This window comes from Kribbella sp. NPDC058245 (assembly GCF_042882005.1).
In the GTDB taxonomy this organism is placed as follows: domain Bacteria; phylum Actinomycetota; class Actinomycetes; order Propionibacteriales; family Kribbellaceae; genus Kribbella.
Genome location: NZ_JBHVWY010000005.1, coordinates 476,727 through 494,147 on the forward strand (window position 1 = coordinate 476,727; position 17,421 = coordinate 494,147).

General features: G+C 67.8%; 12 protein-coding genes. 8 read left to right on the plus strand and 4 right to left on the minus strand.

Annotated features, from left to right (window positions below; all coding sequences use genetic code 11):
* Positions 1-42: 42 nt before the first annotated feature.
* Positions 43-516: a polyketide cyclase gene (locus ACFVWG_RS14470; protein WP_391543711.1), complete on the plus strand. Its 474-nt coding sequence runs from the start codon at positions 43-45 to the stop codon at positions 514-516.
* Here ACFVWG_RS14470 and ACFVWG_RS14475 read toward each other — a convergent pair.
* Positions 478-933, minus strand: a complete 456-nt coding sequence (locus ACFVWG_RS14475; RefSeq protein WP_391543712.1) for a YdeI/OmpD-associated family protein — start codon at positions 931-933, stop codon at positions 478-480. The genes ACFVWG_RS14470 and ACFVWG_RS14475 overlap by 39 nt on opposite strands.
* 97 nt (positions 934-1,030) lie before the next feature.
* Positions 1,031-3,187: an MMPL family transporter gene (locus tag ACFVWG_RS14480; RefSeq protein ID WP_391543713.1), complete on the minus strand. Its 2,157-nt coding sequence runs from the start codon at positions 3,185-3,187 to the stop codon at positions 1,031-1,033.
* Between the two features lie 172 nt (positions 3,188-3,359).
* On the opposite strand from ACFVWG_RS14480, the gene ACFVWG_RS14485 reads away from it, so the two are divergent.
* Genes ACFVWG_RS14485 through ACFVWG_RS14510 form a run of 6 tightly spaced genes read left to right on the plus strand, consistent with a single transcriptional unit; the run spans position 3,360 to position 12,854 of the window.
* The gene (locus tag ACFVWG_RS14485) at positions 3,360-4,727 is read left to right on the plus strand and encodes an MFS transporter (protein WP_391543714.1); all 1,368 of its coding nucleotides are present in this window, start codon (positions 3,360-3,362) and stop codon (positions 4,725-4,727) included.
* Positions 4,724-6,811, plus strand: a complete 2,088-nt coding sequence (locus ACFVWG_RS14490; RefSeq protein ID WP_391543715.1) for a molybdopterin oxidoreductase family protein — start codon at positions 4,724-4,726, stop codon at positions 6,809-6,811. The genes ACFVWG_RS14485 and ACFVWG_RS14490 overlap by 4 nt, the downstream gene beginning before the upstream one ends.
* Positions 6,808-10,677 carry a nitrite reductase large subunit NirB gene (nirB, locus tag ACFVWG_RS14495; protein ID WP_391543716.1) on the plus strand — a complete coding sequence of 1,290 codons (3,870 nt, stop codon included), beginning with the start codon at positions 6,808-6,810 and terminating at the stop codon, positions 10,675-10,677. The genes ACFVWG_RS14490 and nirB overlap by 4 nt, the downstream gene beginning before the upstream one ends.
* The gene (nirD, locus tag ACFVWG_RS14500; RefSeq protein WP_391543717.1) at positions 10,674-11,060 is read left to right on the plus strand and encodes a nitrite reductase small subunit NirD; all 387 of its coding nucleotides are present in this window, start codon (positions 10,674-10,676) and stop codon (positions 11,058-11,060) included. Before nirB ends, nirD begins: the two co-directional genes overlap by 4 nt.
* Positions 11,044-12,177 carry a uroporphyrinogen-III synthase gene (locus ACFVWG_RS14505; protein WP_391543718.1) on the plus strand — a complete coding sequence of 378 codons (1,134 nt, stop codon included), beginning with the start codon at positions 11,044-11,046 and terminating at the stop codon, positions 12,175-12,177. The genes nirD and ACFVWG_RS14505 overlap by 17 nt, the downstream gene beginning before the upstream one ends.
* The gene (locus ACFVWG_RS14510; protein ID WP_391543719.1) at positions 12,174-12,854 is read left to right on the plus strand and encodes a sirohydrochlorin chelatase; all 681 of its coding nucleotides are present in this window, start codon (positions 12,174-12,176) and stop codon (positions 12,852-12,854) included. Before ACFVWG_RS14505 ends, ACFVWG_RS14510 begins: the two co-directional genes overlap by 4 nt.
* Positions 12,855-13,455: 601 nt before the next feature.
* Here ACFVWG_RS14510 and ACFVWG_RS14515 read toward each other — a convergent pair.
* Together ACFVWG_RS14515 and ACFVWG_RS14520 are read right to left on the minus strand one after the other, a co-directional pair.
* A complete protein-coding gene (locus tag ACFVWG_RS14515) occupies positions 13,456-15,150 on the minus strand; it encodes a DUF222 domain-containing protein (RefSeq protein ID WP_391543720.1) in 1,695 nt (564 codons plus the stop codon).
* Positions 15,151-15,747: 597 nt separating this feature from the next.
* Positions 15,748-16,137, minus strand: coding sequence for a MerR family DNA-binding transcriptional regulator (locus tag ACFVWG_RS14520; RefSeq protein ID WP_391543721.1), 390 nt, complete (start codon positions 16,135-16,137; stop codon positions 15,748-15,750).
* Between the two features lie 67 nt (positions 16,138-16,204).
* Here ACFVWG_RS14520 and ACFVWG_RS14525 point away from each other — a divergent pair, with 67 nt between their 5' ends.
* Complete coding sequence (locus ACFVWG_RS14525) at positions 16,205-17,368, plus strand: acyl-CoA dehydrogenase family protein (protein WP_391543722.1); 1,164 nt, start codon at positions 16,205-16,207, stop codon at positions 17,366-17,368.
* The last annotated feature ends 53 nt before the right edge of the window (positions 17,369-17,421 follow it).

A 17,421-nucleotide genomic window follows, 5' to 3' on the forward strand; every position in this document is an offset into this window, starting at 1 on the left:
GCCGAGAACCACCGTCCACGGCGGGCAAGTAGGCTCGGCGGCGTGACCAACGAGGAACGGTTCGAAGTCCAGCGCGAGATCGCCGCCACGCCCGCCGAGATCTTCGCCGTACTGCGGGATCCGCGCGGCCACGTCGCCATCGACAGTTCCGGCATGCTCCAGTCCGCGGACGGTCAGCCGGTTGGCGCCGTCGGCGACGAGTTCGTCGTGCACATGGATCGGGAGTCGCTGAACGACCTCCCGATGGGCAAGTACGACGTCACGGTGATCATCACCCGGTACGCCGAGGACGCCGAGCTCGAGTGGACCATCTCCGGGACGATCCAGCCGCCCATCAAACACCTCTACGGCTACCGTCTCGAGTCGAGCGACGTCGGCACCCTGGTCACGTCGTACTACGACTGGAGCCAGATCGAGGAGCGCTACCGCGGCCGCGTGAACTTCCCGATCATCCCCGAAGCCGGTCTTCGCGCCACCCTAGGAATCCTGGCCCGCACGGTCGAGAAGCATCTCTAGCGCCTTGGTGATCCGCCGTGAGCGGGTCTCGGGTTTCTTGGCGTCGAGGATCGCGTTCACGTGTTCGCGGCGGTGGCTGAAGGCGAGCGCGTCGAAGGTGCCGCGGAGGTTGGCGGCGGCGAGCGCTTGTGCGAAGTCGTCCGGTACGTCGACCGTCCGCTCAGCCGTGTCCCGCTCAACCGTCACGGTGACGGTGTCGCCTGCGGTTTTGCCCAACTCGGCTCGAATCCCCTTCAGCACGCCGAGCGCCATGCACCCACCCATGGAGGCGATCGACCCGCGGTACTCAACCCCGTCAAAGGTCGCGAGCACCGGAATCCGCCCGCCTCCGCCCAAGCCGGCGATCACCTCACCCGGAACCTCAACCCAGGCGCCGCCCCCGTCACCCACCACGATCACACCGTCAAACGTCTCCATCCCCCGAGGCTAAACGCCGGGAGGTGTACGAACGAACGGGTAGTGATCGCCAGTTTTACGCTCCGGCCGCCTCGCCCCCGCCCGCGGATGCCGGTCCTCACTCACCTCTACCCGTTCGTCGGTCCACCGTCTCTCGGGAGAGTTTGCTGGGCCACCAGATTCTCGCGCCGATGTCGTGGGCGAGGGAAGGGACCAGGAGGGAGCGGACGATCGTCGTGTCCAGGAGGACGCCGAAGGCGACCAGGAACGCGGTCTGGACGAGGAAGAGGATCGGCAGGACGGCCAACGCCGAGAAGGTGGCGGCGAGGACTACGCCGGCCGACGTGATGACGCCGCCGGTGACGGCGAGGCCGGTGAGGATGCCGGGGCGGGTGCCTTGGTCCGCCGACTCCTCCCGGACGCGGGTCATCAGGAAGATCGAGTAGTCGATGCCTAGGGCAACCAGGAAGACGAAGCCGTAGAGCGGGATGGCGGGGTCGGCGCCGGGGAAGTCGAAGACGTGGTTGAAGAAGATGGCGCTGACGCCGAGCGTGGCGCCGAACGAGATGACGTTGGCGACGACAAGCAGAACGGCAGCCAGGACTGAGCGCAGCAACAACATCAGCACGAGGAAGATGACCGCGAGGATGGTCGGGATGATGACTCGCAGGTCGCGCTGGCTCGCGTCGAGGACGTCCAGGTTGATCGCTGTGTTGCCGCCGACCAGGACGTCCGGGCTGACCTTGTCGAGCTCGGTCCGTAGATGCTCGACGACCTTGGTCGCCCCAGGTGAGTCGGCCTTCACCTTCAGTGTCGCCTGGACCAGAACCTTGCCGTCGACAACCTTCGGCGGTACGCCGGGAGCCACCGAAGCGGATGCCGCCGCAACCCCGTCCACCTTGGAGGCAATCGCGACCACGGCATCGGCCTGGGAAGACGGCGTGAGGATCTGGACCGGCGTACCGGCTCCTGCGTCGAAATGCTTGGCCAGCTCCTCTTGCCCGGTGACGGACTCGACCTTGTTCAGGAACAGGTCTTCCTGCGAGATTCCGCTCGCCTTGAACGTCGGCAGGAACGCACCGCACGCCAGCAGCGCCAGTGCGCTGATCACCCAGACCCGGCGCGGATGCCGCCCGACCAGCCCGGACACGCGACCCCACAGCCGACGTCCGCCGACCTGATCGCGAGCGTGTACGTGATCGACGTGCGGAACCGACGGCCAGAAGATCCGCCGCCCGAACGCCAGCAGGATTGCCGGCAGGAACGTCATCGACGCGATCAGCGCACCCGCGATACCGATCGCACCGACCGGGCCAAGGCCCTTCGTGCTCCCCAGTTGCGACAGGAGCAGGCACAGCAGACCGAGGATGACCGTGGCTGCGCTGGCCGCGATCGGTTCGATGGCAGCCCGCCAGGCGATCCGCATCGCGTCGTACTTGCTGGAGTAGTCGTGCAGTTCTTCCTTGTACCGCGACACCAGCAGCAGCGAGTAGTCCGTCGCCGCGCCCACGACCAGGATGAAGAGGATGCCCTGGCTCTGCCCGTTCAGCTCCAGTACGCCGTGCTTCGCGAGCGGGTAGACGATCGTCGCGGCCAGCGCGAGCCCGAAGACGGCGGTCAGCAGGACGGCGATCGGCAGGATCGGACTGCGGTAGACGATCAGCAGGATCACGAACACCACCGCGAGCGCGACGCCGAGCAGGATCCCGTCGATCCCGCTGAACGCGACGACGAAGTCCGCGAACACGCCGCCGGGTCCGGTCACGTAGACCTGGAGACCACTCGGAGTGAGATTCTGCTTGATCTCGTCACGCATTGTGTCGGCGGCGGCGAACAGGACCGTCTCGCCCGCCGTGACCACCTCATCAGCTCGGTCCCCGTCCAGCTCGACGGTGAGGAGCAAAGCCTTCTTGTCCGCGGACGGTACGACGGTCTTCGCGGGCGCGGCCAGATAGTCGCCGAGCTTCTTCCCGCCGCCGAGATCCAGCGACGGCACCTTCGCGAGGAACGCCTGCGCGGCCGTCAGGTCCGCCGGGGTGATTCCGGAGTCGCGTTCGATCAGGACGAAGTACGGGAGCGCTTTGGAGTCGACGAACTTGGCCGACTCGTTGGCGACCAGTGTCGACTCGGCCTGCTTCGGCAGGAAGTTGGCGTTGTCGTTCTCCTGGACCTCGCTCAGCTTGCCGACCGCCGGCCCGCCGATCGAGCCCAGCACCAGCCACCCGATCAGCACCGCGGCGATCAGGCCCCGCCAGCCCCACCGTCTGTTGTTCACGCTCTGTTCCCCTCCGCCCTTGGTGGATCGCACAGTACCCGGCTTCTCTCACTGCTCACCGGCAGGTGTGCGGAAGCCGTTTCGGCGGCGTAACAACGAGATGACCACGTGGAAACACCCCGGTCATAGCGTCCTGGCCTAATCAGTGAGGTCGGACGACAGGAGACGCACGATGACGCTCGAGGCAGGACCGGAGGTCGTTGCTCCCAGCGACCAGGCCGGTACGGTGGGCACGGTCGAGGCGCCGCGGCGCGGCCGTTGGATCGATGTATGGGACCCGGAGGACGCGACGTTCTGGGCGTCCAAGGGGCGTGCGGTTGCCCGGCGCAACCTGTGGCCGTCGATCTTCGCCGAGTTCCTCGGCTTCTCGGTCTGGCAGCTGTGGAGCATCGTCGTGGTGTCGATGCCGAAGGCCGGGTTCGGCTACAGCACCGACCAGCTGTTCTGGCTGGTCGCCCTGCCAAGCCTGGTCGGCGCGACCCTACGGTTGCCGTACACGTTCGCCGTACCGAAGTTCGGCGGTCGGAACTGGACGATCGTGTCCGCGCTCCTGCTGCTGATCCCGACCAGCGGGCTGGCGTTCTTCATCAGCCGGCCGGACACGCCGTTCTGGCTGATGGCGCTGGTCGCGGCGACCGCGGGCGTCGGCGGCGGCAACTTCGCGAGCAGCATGACCAACATCTCGTTCTTCTACCCGGAGAAGGAGAAGGGCTTCGCGCTCGGCATCAACGCGGCCGGCGGCAACCTCGGCGTCGCGGTCGTCCAGCTCCTCGTCCCGGTCGCGATCACGATCGGCGCCGGTCTGACGCTGAACCGGGCCGGTCTGCTCTGGCTGCCGTTCATCCTGCTCGCGGCCTTCCTGGCCTGGCGGGTGATGTCGAACCTGTCCGTCGCGACCTCGTCCTTCCGGGCGTCGATCACCGCGGCCAAGCGCCCGCACACCTGGATCATCTCGTTCCTCTACATCGGGACCTTCGGCTCGTTCATCGGCTTCTCGGCGGCGTTCCCGCTGCTGATCAAGACGACGTTCCCCTCGATCACGGTCGCGCACATCGCCTTCCTCGGCGCTCTGGTCGGCTCGGTCGCCAGGCCGTTCGGCGGCAAGCTGGCCGACCTGGTCGGCGGCGCCTGGGTGACGGTCTGCTCGTTCGTGGTGATGGGGCTGGGCATCCTGGCCGCGATCGTCGCGCTGAAGGCCGAGAGCTTCACCGGCTTCCTGATCAGCTTCCTGTTCCTGTTCGTCGCCAGCGGCGCCGCGAACGGCTCGACGTACCGGATGATCCCGGCGGTCTTCCGGATCACCACGCCCGGCGACCCGGGGCGCGCTCGGCGCGAGGCTGCGGCCTGCATCGGCATCGCTTCGGCCATCGGCGCGTACGGCGGCTTCCTGGTGCCGCGTGGATTCGCGATGTCGACCAGTAACTTCGGCTCGCTGATCCCGGCGCTCTACGTGTTCTGCGGGTTCTATGTGGTCTGCCTGGCAGTCACGTACTTCTGCTACCTGCGCAAGGGTGGCCCGCTCAGCCAGGAGCGCGTGTGACCGCAGTCCCCACGCACTGCCCGTACTGCGCGCTGCAGTGCGCCACCACACTGCATCCGGTCGCCCGGCCGGGTGCAGTGGAGGTGCGTCCTCGCGGTGCGGGTGGGCTGTGCCGGAAGGGCTGGACGGCGGCTGAGGTACTCACCGTGCCGGACCGCCTGACCACGCCGCTGGTGCGCAACGCTGCGGGTGAGCTGGTCCCGGCAAGCTGGGACTTCGCACTGGACTTCGTTGCTGAGCGCATCCTTGAGCTGCAAGCCTCACATGGTCGGGATGCCGTGGCGGTCTTCGGTGGCGGCGGTCTGACGAACGAGAAGGCCTACGCGCTTGGCAAGTTCGCCAGAGTGGCGTTGCGGAGCGCGAACGTCGACTACAACGGCAGATTCTGTATGTCGTCTGCAGCAGCCGCGACCAACCGTGCCTTCGGCATCGACCGCGGTCTGCCTTTCCCCCTGGCGGATCTGGACGGAGCAGACGCCGTACTGCTGGTCGGTAGCAACATCGCGGACACTATGCCGCCGGCCGTGGCCCACCTGCCCGCTGAAGGTTTGTTGGTCGTGGACCCACGTCGCTCGGCGACCGCGGCTCTGCCCGGCGCACTGCACCTGCAGGCGACTCCTGGTACCGATCTGGCGCTGGTGCTCGCTCTCACTCACGTCGTCCTGCAGGAAGGCCTTGCTGACACCGCCTACCTGGCCGAGCGCGTGGACGATGCAGATGCGCTCTACCGCTCGACCTCGGCGTGGTGGCCGGAGCGGGCCGAGCGTGTGACCGGTGTGCCTTCGGCAACGATCCGACAGGCCGCTCGCGTGCTCGCTGCCGCTGCTCCGGTGCATGGCGGTGCTGGGGCGTTCATCCTGACTGGCCGTGGTGCAGAGCAGCACAGCAAGGGCACTGACACCGTGACTGCCTGCATCAACCTCGCACTGGCTCTTGGCCTGCCTGGGCGGCTCGGGAGCGGCTATGGCTGCATCACCGGGCAGGGAAACGGGCAGGGCGGTCGCGAGCACGGTCAGAAGGCCGACCAGCTGCCCGGCTACCGCAGCATCGCGGACCCGGCCGCTCGCGCACACGTGGCAGCGGTCTGGGGTGTAGACCCGGCTGAGCTGCCGGGGCCGGGCAAGAGCGCGGTTGAGCTGATCAACGCCCTCGGTACGGCGGATGGGCCGCGCGCTCTTTTGGTCCACGGGAGCAACCTGCTCGTGTCTGCTCCGAACCTCGCATCGGTACGGGAACGCCTTGCTGCGTTGGACTTGCTGGTCGTTGCGGACGTCGTACCGTCTGAGACCGCACTGCTCGCCGACGTGGTCTTTCCAGTCACGCAGTGGGCTGAGGAAGACGGGACGATGACGTCCCTCGAAGGTCGAGTGCTGCGGCGCAAGGCGGCTATTGCACCACCTGGTGAGGTGCGTAGCGACCTGCACGTCTTTGCCGGCCTCGCTGAGCGGCTGGGCTGTACGGCGGCGTTTCCGACCGCACCGGAGGAGGTGTTCGAGGAGCTGCGGCTGGCCAGTGCAGGCGGCAAGGCTGACTATTCCGGGATCACCTGGGACCGCCTCGACCACGAGGAGCTGTTCTGGCCGGTCCCTTCGGTGGACCACCCCGGTACGCCGCGCCTGTTCGCGGACCGCTTCGGCACGCCGGACGGCCGGGCGCATGTGGTCCCGGTCGACCACCGTCCGGTGGCAGACGATCTGAACACCGCAGCGCCGATGTACTTGGTGACTGGGCGACTCCTGCAGCACTACCAGAGTGGTGCGCAGACGCGGCGGGTTCCGGAGCTGGCCGAGGCCGAGCCGGAGGTGTTCGCGGAGATCCATCCCCGCGTCGCTGCCCAGCTTGGGATCGCGGATGGTCGGCCGGTGCGGCTGCAGACGGCACGTGGGTCCATGGTGCTCGCGGCGCGCGTGACGACCGACGTACGGCCGGACACGGTCTTCGTACCGTTCCACTACGGCGGTGCGGGCGCGGTGAACGAGCTGACGAACGACGTGCTGGATCCGGTGTCGCGGATGCCCGAGTTCAAGGCCTGTGCGGTCTCGCTGAGTGCGGCTGCGCTGCCGGTAACGGGGGTGTCCGCGTGAAGGTGGTCATCATCGGCGGTGGCATGGCGGGACGACGGCTCGAGGCGCTGCTGCCGTCGTACGACGTCACTGTGCTGGGGGATGAGGTTTCGTACAACCGCAGCCGGCTGACCGAGTACGTCGCCGGCCGGGCCGCTTTGGTGCTGGGTGACGAGCCGGTGGCTACCGCTGTCGCGGTGGATCGCGTACGGCGCGTGGTGACCGACGCTGCTGGGTTTGAGCATGTCTACGACCACGTGGTGTTCGCGACTGGGGCTGAACCAGTGGTGCCTGTTCCGTGTGGAGCTGGGGTCCAGGTGCTGCGTACCGCTGCGGATGCGCGTGCGCTGGTCGATGCAGCGAGCCGGGTCCGCCGCGTGGTGGTGCTCGGCGGCGGAGTGCTCGGTGTGGAGACCGCCTGTGCGCTGCGCGAGCGTGGCGTCGCGGTGACGTTGGTGCACGACGGCGAGGACCTGCTGGACAAGCTGGTACCGCGCTCGGTCGGACGACGAGTGCTTCGCGCCGTACGGCGGGCGGGGGTCGAGGTCCTGCTCGACGCTGAGGTCGTCGACACAACAAAGGCTCTCCGGCTGGCGGATGGGCGGCAGGTCTTCGGCGACCTGCTGGTTGTTGCCTGTGGTGTGAAACCGCGGACAGAGCTGGCTGTCGGCCTCACAGTCCGGACCGGGATCGTTGTCGACGAGACGCTGACCAGTCCGGACGATCCACGCGTTCATGCGATCGGGGACTGCGCGGAGGTCGACGGTCTGGTCACTGGGACTGCAGGGTCGGCCTGGACGCACGCTGAGGCGTTGGCCTCGCATCTGACTGGTGGCGCGGCGTCGGTGGGGCCTGAGGTGATCCGGCTGACGGCCGGTGGGCTCGACGTACTGGTGCTGGGCGCTGCCGACGAGTCCGGCGAAGAGGTTCGGCTTGAGGACGGCGAGCGGTGGGTGCGCGCCGTACTGCGTGACGGTGTGGTGCGGTCGGCGGTCGCAGTGGGTGCGCCGGAGGTTGCGGCGGAACTCGTGCTGCTGGCTGACCGCGGTACGCCGGTTGTGGCGGACGGGCTGCTCGCGGAGCCCGTCGTACCGGATCGCAAGGCAGCTGCGGTTTGCCGGTGCAACGGAGTGACCAGGGCTGCGATCGAAGCGGCCTGGCGTGGAGGTGCCGACAGTGTCGCCGGCATCGCCGCCACCACACGGGCGACCACTGGGTGCGGCAGTTGCACCGGTGCCGTCGGTGACCTGCTCGACCGGTTCCGCCGTGGCGAGACCGAACCAGTTCCGGCCAGGAGGGCGACGATGACAGAGCTGAGCAAGGCCCGGCACGTAGTAGTGGTAGGCGGCGGAATGGTCGCGCACCGGCTGGTAGAGGCACTGCGGGCGCGTGACACCGACATCCAGTGGCGGATCACCGTGCTGGCCGAGGAGCCGCGTCTCCCGTACGACCGGGTCGCACTGACCAGCTACTTCTCCGGACGGGACCCTCAGGACCTCGCACTGGGTGATCCATCTCTCTGGGACGACCCAGCCGTCGTACTGCGCAAGGGCGTGCAGGTGACGGCGCTGGACGTTGCTGGCAAGACAGTGACGACAGCGCGCGGTGAGGTGCTGGAGTACGACGAGCTGGTGCTGGCGACTGGCTCTTCGGCGTTTGTGCCGCCGGTGAAGAACAGCGACGCGCAGGGCTGCTTCGTGTACCGGACCATCGACGATGTGGCCGCACTGCGCGTCTACGTCGAGCGGCTGAAGAGTGAACGGGACCAGGTCAGCGGTGTCGTGGTCGGCGGCGGCCTGCTCGGGCTGGAGGCCGCTGGCGCGCTGCAGGCGCTTGGTGCAGCCACGACCGTGGTTGAGTTCGCGCCGCGGCTGATGCCGTTGCAGGTCGACGAGGGCGGTGGGTCGGCGCTCGCGCGGCTGATCCGCGGCCTGGATGTCGCCGTACAGACATCGTCGGCAACCACTCGTGTCAAGCTCACCCCGCAGGGGGCGGCGCGGGCGATGGCTGTGGCCGAGGGACCGGACCTGCCGGCCGATGTGGTCGTGTTCGCGACCGGTGTGCGGCCGCGGGACGAGCTGGCGCGGGCTGCCGGCCTGGAGATGGGTGAGCGCGGCGGTGTCGTGGTCGACGAGGCCTGCCGGACGTCTGTGCCTGGTGTCTGGGCGATCGGTGAGGTCGCGTGCATCGATGGGCGGGTCTGGGGATTGGTTGCCCCTGGCAACACGATGGCCGAGATCGTCGCGGACCGGCTGCTGGGCGGCGCGGCGACATTCCCTGGCGCTGACACCTCCACCAAGCTGAAGCTGCTCGGAGTGGACGTGGCCAGCTTCGGTGACGCGTTCGGCACCACTGAAGGCGCACTGGACATCGTGTACGCGGACCCGGTGGCTGGGGTCTACAAGAAGCTGGTGCTGTCCGACGACGCCCGGACGTTGCTGGGCGGCATTCTGGTCGGCGATGCCTCGGCCTACTCGGGTCTGCGGCCCATGGTGGGCCGGGAGCTCGGTGCGGACCCGGCTGGCTTCCTGCTGCCGGAGGGCGCCGTACCGGCTCAGTTGGAGCTTCCGGATGATGCACCGGTCTGCTCGTGTAACAACGTGTCGGCCGGGACGATCCGGTGCGCGGTCCGGGACGAGGGCTGCGGTGATGTGAAGTCGGTGTGCGGCCGCACCAGGGCTGGGACCAGCTGTGGCTCGTGTCTGCCGATCGTGAAGAACCTGGTGAACAAGGAGCTGGCCGCGGCCGGAGTCGAGGTCAGCAAGGCGCTGTGCGAGCACTTCGCGCTCTCACGGGCTGAGCTGTTCGACGTGGTCCGGGTGACCGGTCTGCGGACGTTCAGCGAGATTGTCGAGCGACACGGCACTGGGCGCGGCTGCGACATCTGCAAGCCTGTGGTGGCGTCGATCCTGGCCAGTGTGGACCCGGCCGGTCACGTGCTCGACGGGGAGCGTGCAGCGCTGCAGGACACCAACGACCACGTCATGGCCAACATGCAGAAGGACGGCACGTACTCCGTCGTACCGCGCGTCCCCGGTGGCGAGATCACCCCAGAGGGTCTCATTACGATCGGCGAGGTGGCCCGGGACTTCGGTCTGTACACCAAGATCACCGGTGGGCAGCGGGTCGACCTCTTCGGCGCCCGGATCGAGCAACTGCCGGCTATCTGGAAGCGGCTGGTCGATGCGGGCTTCGAGTCGGGTCACGCGTACGGGAAGGCGCTGCGCACAGTGAAGTCGTGTGTCGGCTCCACCTGGTGCCGGTACGGCGTACAGGACTCGGTGGGAATGGCTATCGCGCTGGAGCTGCGCTACCGCGGGCTGCGGTCGCCTCACAAGATCAAGCTCGGGGTCTCCGGGTGTGCACGCGAGTGTGCTGAGGCACGGGGCAAGGACGTCGGCATCATCGCGACGGAGAAGGGCTGGAACCTGTACGTCGGCGGCAATGGCGGCATGACGCCACGGCACGCCGAGCTGCTCGCATCTGACTTGTCGGACGACGAGCTGGTGCAGGCGATCGACCGCTTCCTCATGTACTACGTGCGGACCGGTGACCGGTTGCAGCGCACGTCGGTGTGGGTCCGCGAGATCGAAGGCGGACTCGATCACGTGCGGGACGTCGTACTGAACGACAGCCTCGGGATCGGCGCCGACCTGGACGCTGCGATGGCCTCACACGTGGACTCGTACGTCGACGAGTGGCGGGCCACCCTGGACGACCCCGCCAAGCTGGCCCGGTTCGTGTCGTTCGTGAACGCTCCGGATCAGCCGGACGCCGACCTGCGCTACGTGGTCGAGCGCAACCAGCCACGCCCGGCCACACCGGCCGAGCGCGGGCAACTGGAGCCGGTGCTGCTCGCCGGTCCCCGATTGGAGGTACGCCGATGACTCAACTGATACCTTCCCCGCCCCACCACCCCGGTCTGACGGCATTGGAATCCACGGTGATCTGCCGGTACGACGTACTGATGCCTGAGCGTGGTGTCGCCGCCCTGGCCGGAGAGGTGCAGATTGCACTGTTCCGGCTGTACGACGGGTCGGTGTATGCCCTGGGTAACCAGGACCCGTTCAGCGGGGCCAACGTGATGTCGCGCGGGATCGTCGGCAGTCGCGGCGACGTACCGACGGTGGCGTCGCCGATGTTCAAGCAGGTCTTCGATCTGCGCACCGGCGAGTGTCTGGACGACCCGGCGGTGTCGCTGCCGGTCTACCCGGTCGAGATCGTCGACGGGATGCTTCGGGTAGGGGAGTCCGGTGTCGGCGAACAGTAGGCCAGGTCCGCTCAGCGGCTGCACGATCGCAGTGACCGCGCACCGGCGGGCAGACGACCTGATCGCGTCGTTCGAACGCCGCGGCGCGCGGGTGCTGCACGCACCGACCCTGCAGATCACACCGGTCGCAGACGACCACGCACTGATCGAGGCGACCCGGCGAGTGATCGCCAACCCGCCGGACGACGTCGTGGTGACCACGGCGGTCGGCTTCCGCGGGTGGATCGAGGCTGCGGACACCGCTGGGCTCGCTGCGGATCTGCTGGTGACTCTGGAGCAGTCGCGGATCCTGGCGCGCGGTCCGAAGGCGCGGGGCGCGATTCGGGCCGCTGGGTTGGTTGAGCACTGGTCGGCGCGCTCAGAGACCACGGTCGAGGTGGTCGAGTGGCTGCGCGCCCAGGGCGTGGTGGGCCGGAAGATCGTCGTACAGCTGCACGGGTTGTCGGATCCGGCGCTGATGGACGCGCTGAGGGGCGCTGGGGCGTCGGTGCGCGGACTCGAGGTCTACCGCTGGGGACCGGCGCCTGACCCGGTGGTCGTCGAGCGAACGATTGGACAGGTCTGCACAGGTGCAGTCGACGCCGTCGTCCACACCTCGGCGCCAGGTGCGCAGGCGATGCTGGACGCTGCCGCCTTGAACGGTCAGTACGACGCTCTGGTCTCGGCACTGCGGACTGGCCGCGTGCTGAACGCGTGCGTGGGACCGGTGACTGCGGGGCCCTTTGTGAACCTGGGCCTCGAGCCGCTGGTCCCGGACCGCTACCGGTTGGGTGCTCTCATCCGCATCGTGACTGACCGGCTCACGGACGACAACGCCCGCTCCATCGAGACCGAGTTCGGTCAACTCGTGATCCGCGGCGGCGCCGCCGTACTGGATGGGGTTGTCCTACCGCTCGGACCGGGACCGCGAGCTGTGCTGGCCGCACTGGTAGCGGCTGGCGGTGATGTGGTCTCGCGTCCCGACCTGCTCGCCGTACTGCCGGGTGCTGAGGATGTGCATGCAGTGGAGGTCACCGTGAACAGACTGCGTACCGCAGTGGGTCGTCCAGAGTTGGTGCGCACGGTAGTGCGCCGCGGCTACCGCTTGGCGGTCGAGGCAGCGGCGGTGCCCTCATGACCGACCTCATCGCCATCGCCCACGGCACCGCGGATCCTCGGGGTATCCGCGTCGTCCACGACTTGGTGCGCCAGATGGCTCGCCTCCGCCCCGACCTCCCGATGTCACTCGGCTTCGTAGACGTTGATGCACCAGCCATGCCCGGCCTCGTAGACCGCGTCATGACCGACACCCCCTCAGCAGTGATCGTGCCGCTGCTGCTGTCCAGCGGCTACCACGTGCACGTCGACATCGCCGGTCAGGTGGAGCAGCACCCCGGTCTGACCGCCGCCCGGCCCTTGGGCCCGCACCCGCTCATCGCTGACATCCTGGTGGATCGCCTTGGCGACCTCTCGCGCACCGACCACGTCGTACTGGCCGCCGCCGGTTCCAACGACCCCCGAGCCCAGGCCGACTGCGAGCGCATGGCGGCCTACCTGCACGCCCGCATCCACCGCCCCGTCACCATCGGCTACCTGGCCGGCCGCGGTCGCCGCGTCCCGGCGGTCCTCGCGACCACACCGGGCCGTCTGGCCGTCGCCAACTACCTCCTAGCCCCCGGCGCCTTCTCAGACCGCCTGCACCGCCAGGCCGGCTCGCACCGAGTAACCGCTCCCCTTGGCGCCGACCCCCGCCTGGCCCGGCTGGCACTCGCTCGCTACGACGCAGCCCTCCGAGGTGTACCCCTGGCCGTCTAGCCTGCGGTCGTGAACGTCCGGGGCCCCACCGGGCAATCAGGGGTATGACCGTGACCGCCGTACTAAGTCCACCGCCGTCAGCTTGTGCGACCGACCGCGCCACGTTGTGCACGGCTCAACCGTTTCGGCGAGCCCCGGGTGGTTGAGGGGGTGCTCAAAGTGGCTCACGGGCTTCGGGGCCGGGACTCGGCCGGGTACGTCTTGTTGTGGCTGATCGCCACTGCGGCCGATCAAAGACGGGGTGGCTGGGCGATGCGGTGATTGAGGGGGATGGTGAGGCCGCGACCAGCCTTACTGTTGCTTGGGGTGCCGGGCTGTGGTTGCGCTTCGGGCAAGAGGTCGCCGTACAGCTGAGCCCGCCTCCCGCCGAAGCCGATGCTGCCTGGTCACGGCCATCACCAACTTCGCGGCGTCACAGGCAAGACCCGGCTCGGGCCGGGCGTCCAGCATGCCGCCCGACGCAGACTTCTCGATGGTGACCGAGGCAGGCTCACGAAATGCGAGCACGGCACCCAGTCCGCACCGTTCCAGACTTCCCAGCGCAGCGCATCATGGCGCGACCATAAGACAGCGACCGCGCAGACATTGGGGCGTGCGGTGGTTACGGCCCGGCGCCTGTGGTGGCGTCGGTGGCCCAGGGGTCGCGGTCTAGTGTGCCCAGCCGAGCCCGGAAAGCCTCGCGAGCAGCAGCCACTTCTGGGCTGGGCAGGGTGGTGGCGGCGGGGAGCCTGCTCGGCGGCCAGTCCATTGGATCGCTACTCACACTCGCCCTGCCCGCACCACCAGTATCGCTGCCGCTGGCGCTGCCGGCACTGGCCCCGCCCGTCCCGGGAGTCCAGACACCGACACCGGCGGCATTGGCGGCATTGGCGGTGCTGGCACCTGCACTGCTGGCACTCGCGCTCGCGTTGACGGTGCTGACGTTGCTCGTAGGAGCCTTGGCCGTGCTGTCGTTGACGCTGTCGGCAGGGGTTACCCACGCTACGACCGCAGCCAGGGAAGCGGGATCGGTCGGGGACGGATCTGCCCAGGCTGGGCGCGTCACCTGAACGACCCCGGCGCTGGTGATCGACACCCGCCACTGTCCCGCGTGAACCGCACGATGATGACGAGCGCACAGCAACGCCAAGTTACGCATGCTCGTCGGGCCGCCGTCGGCCCAATGCGTCAGATGGTGGGCGTGGCACATCGACGGTGGCGCTTTACACACCACACAGCCCTTGTCGCGTTTGTTCAGAGCGCGGCGAATGTACCGGTTCACGAATCGTTGCTCGGTCCCCACATCCAGCGGCTGGGAATCACCACCCAGCACGATGGGCAGGATCGCAGCATCACAAGCCAGCAACCGCACGGCCGAGGCGGACAGGTTGCCCCCGAACACCAACTCACCGCCCGTACCTGACGAACCGAGCACGCCCACCGGATCCGTCGTACCGGCCGCGCCTGACGCACCTGCTCCACTGGTCGTGGTGGGTGTGGGGGTGTTGGTGGTGGCGGCTTCGGTGGCGATGCCGACGGAGGCTTTGAGGTCGTTGAAGTCGATGGTGACGGTGATGTGCGGTACTCCTGGGTAGTCCGGGTTGCCTGCGGCCGCTTCCAGGATCGTCTTGAACGCGTCGACCTGCCGGACCTCGAGCGACCGCGGGTCACGTTCACCGTCGACAGTCTTGTGCGGCTTGGACAAGGCGTGGATCTGCGTGATGAGTGTCTCGCCGTCGGCACCGGCCAGCATCCCCGAGAACTTGACCCCGCCCTCGACCTGCCGCACCCGCAGCGACTCCTTCGCACGGGCTTCGTCCTCGGCCGGTTCGGCACCGTCGGTGTCGAGGCGGGCCAGGACCTCCAGGCCGAACTTGGTCAGTTCGCGCGGGTTGGAGATCCGGGCGGCCTCGACCATCTGCTCCTCGGCGACCTCCAACTGGTCAACCGGAACCGAAGCGGGCGCTTTTTCCAGGGTGGTGACGATGACCTTGGCCAGCGCCGGGTCCAGGACGGCGGGACGCGACGGGTCGGTGGGATCGGGCAGCGCGGCTGTGACTGCCGGATACTTGCCCAGAGCACCAGAAAACGTCACGTCTTTGCGGACATCGGCCGGGTTCAGCCGGTACCGCTGCGACACCAACTCGACGGTGTCATGCGCACCGAACTCCTGGGCAGTGCCCATCTCGTCCAGGTGTCCTATGACTTGCAGCTTCAAGGTCTTGACCAGGGCGTCGACGCTTTCCAGGGTGTCGAGAGTAGACAGCAGTTCGCTGCCACTCTGCATCCACACCGGGCGCATCGCCAAGATCTCCATACCGAAAAGCATAGCCACGCCCACCGACAGTTTCCGAGCCGAGAACCCCTTATTTACAACGGATTTGTGGGCTGTTGCTGTGGGCTGGTTGCGTACTCAACTTGCCCACACCCGCCCATGACGTTAGCCGGTATTTTTTGGTCACCTGGACCCGAAAAACTCACCCAGAACGCAAGACCCCCGACTATCACACACCTCAGCCACAGCCCGTCAGCCCCACGCAACGCACAAACTGGACGCCGACCGCACCATCCCCCGCAGCCACCTACCTGCCGCGCCCGAAGGTTTCAGCCGACCGCCGCAGGTGGTCGAGCCGCGCCAACCACCGGAGGCTTGAACAGGACGTCGGGGAGGTGAACAGGTCGTAACTTGTTCACGATCCGCAACAGTTCGCCGTACAGCTGGAAGCTTTCGATGCGACCTGGCCGAGGGTGCCGGGGTGCTCGTATCGCTCTAGTGGCGGGCCAGTCGCGTACGGACGGACTGTTGATAGGCACCTCAGGCTGACCAATCGCATCGCGTCCACGCGGCAGCTTCTCTGGGCGTGCCGCGTACTAACAGTCCGTCTGTACGCCTTGCGCACCGAACACCAGTCGGTTAGTTCCGGGGGCGGAGGGCGGCTAGGTCGGCTTGGCAGCGGGCTTCTACTTCGGCCAGGTCCTTGAGGGTTTGTTCCAGGTCTTGGCGGCGTTGCTCGAGGTCGGCCCGGCGGGTGGCGATTTGGGCCAAGAGGTACTCGAGCTGCCCGGCCTCGCCGGGTTCGGCGTCGTACATGTCGACGATGGTGGCGATCTCGTCGAGCGAGAAGCCGAGGCGTTTGCCGCGGAGGATGAGGCCGAGGCGGACGCGGTCGCGGGGGTGGTAGATGCGGACGGTGCCGCGGCGTTCGGGGGTGAGGAGGCCGCGGTCCTCGTAGAAGCGGATCGTGCGCAGGGTGACGGCGTACTCGGCGGCGAGTTCGGCGATCGTCCATGTGTCGGCGGGCACCCGGATATTGTGCACCTGGCCCACTGTGCTTTACGTTTACGTAAGCGTCAAGCATAGAGGAGTTGGCATGTTCGAGCTGTCCGAGGAGCACCGCGAGTTCCGGCGCAGTGTGCGCGACTTCGCGGAGGCGGAGATCGCGCCGTACGCGGCGGAGTGGGATCGCAAGCACTACTTCCCGGTGGAGGTCGTGCAGAAGATGGGCAAGCTCGGGCTGTTCGGGCTGACCGCGCCGGAGGAGTACGGCGGTTCTGGCGGCGACTTCACCAGCCTGTGCGTGGCGATCGAGGAGATCAGCCGCGTCGACCAGTCGATGGGGATCACGCTCGAGGCCGGGGTCGGGCTGGGGATCAACCCGATCCTGACCTACGGGACCGACGAGCAGAAGGCGCAGTGGCTGCCGGAGCTGGTCGCGGGCGAGCGGCTGGCCGGCTTCGGGCTGACCGAGGCGGATGCGGGCTCGGACGCGGGCGCGACCCGGACGCGGGCGGTCCTGGAGAACGGCGAGTGGGTGATCGACGGGTCGAAGCAGTTCATCACGAACTCGGGCTCCGCGATCACCTCGTGTGTGACGGTGACGGCGCGGACCGGTACGCGGGAGAACGGCAAGCCGGAGATCTCCACGATCATCGTCCCGACCGGTACGCCGGGATTCGTCGCGGAACCGGCGTACGACAAGCTCGGGTGGCATGCGAGCGACACGCATCCGCTGGCGCTGACCGGCGTACGGGTTCCGGAGGCGAACCTGCTGGGTGAGCGCGGCAAGGGGTTCGGGCAGTTCCTCGCGACGCTGGACGACGGTCGCGTCGCGATCGCCGCGGTCGCGCTCGGCTGCATCCGGGCCTGTCTGGACATGTCTGTTCAGTACGCCGGTGAGCGGCAGACGTTCGGTGGTCCGATCGGCCGTAAGCAGGGGGTCGCGTTCCAGATCGCCGACCTGAAGGTGATGGCGGACGCAGCGGAGATGCTGGTCTACAAGGCTGCCTCCCTGAAGGACGCCGGCGCCTCGGTGGCCGAGTTCAAGCAGGCCGCGTCGGTGGCGAAGCTGTACGCGAGCGAGTCCGCCGTGACCGCGACGCGGATCGCGACGCAGGTGTTCGGCGGCTACGGCTTCATGGAGGAGTACCCGGTCACCCGGTTCTACCGTGACGCCAAGATCCTCGAGATCGGTGAAGGTACGTCGGAAGTCCAGCGGATGCTGATCGCGCGGGGTCTCGGTCTCCCCGTCGAATGAGTCGTAGCGTCCGAAGAACTGTGGTGCGTGGTCGGCGTGTTTTCGGACGTTGC

Coding starts and splice junctions, on each gene's coding strand:
- nirD (WP_391543717.1), top strand. CDS start 10,674: ATGACTCAACTGATACCTTCCCCGCCCCACCACCCCGGTCTGACGGCA.
- ACFVWG_RS14485 (WP_391543714.1), top strand. CDS start 3,360: ATGACGCTCGAGGCAGGACCGGAGGTCGTTGCTCCCAGCGACCAGGCC.
- ACFVWG_RS14510 (WP_391543719.1), top strand. CDS start 12,174: ATGACCGACCTCATCGCCATCGCCCACGGCACCGCGGATCCTCGGGGT.
- ACFVWG_RS14525 (WP_391543722.1), top strand. CDS start 16,205: ATGTTCGAGCTGTCCGAGGAGCACCGCGAGTTCCGGCGCAGTGTGCGC.
- ACFVWG_RS14475 (WP_391543712.1), bottom strand. CDS start 933: ATGGAGACGTTTGACGGTGTGATCGTGGTGGGTGACGGGGGCGGCGCC.
- ACFVWG_RS14515 (WP_391543720.1), bottom strand. CDS start 15,150: ATGGAGATCTTGGCGATGCGCCCGGTGTGGATGCAGAGTGGCAGCGAA.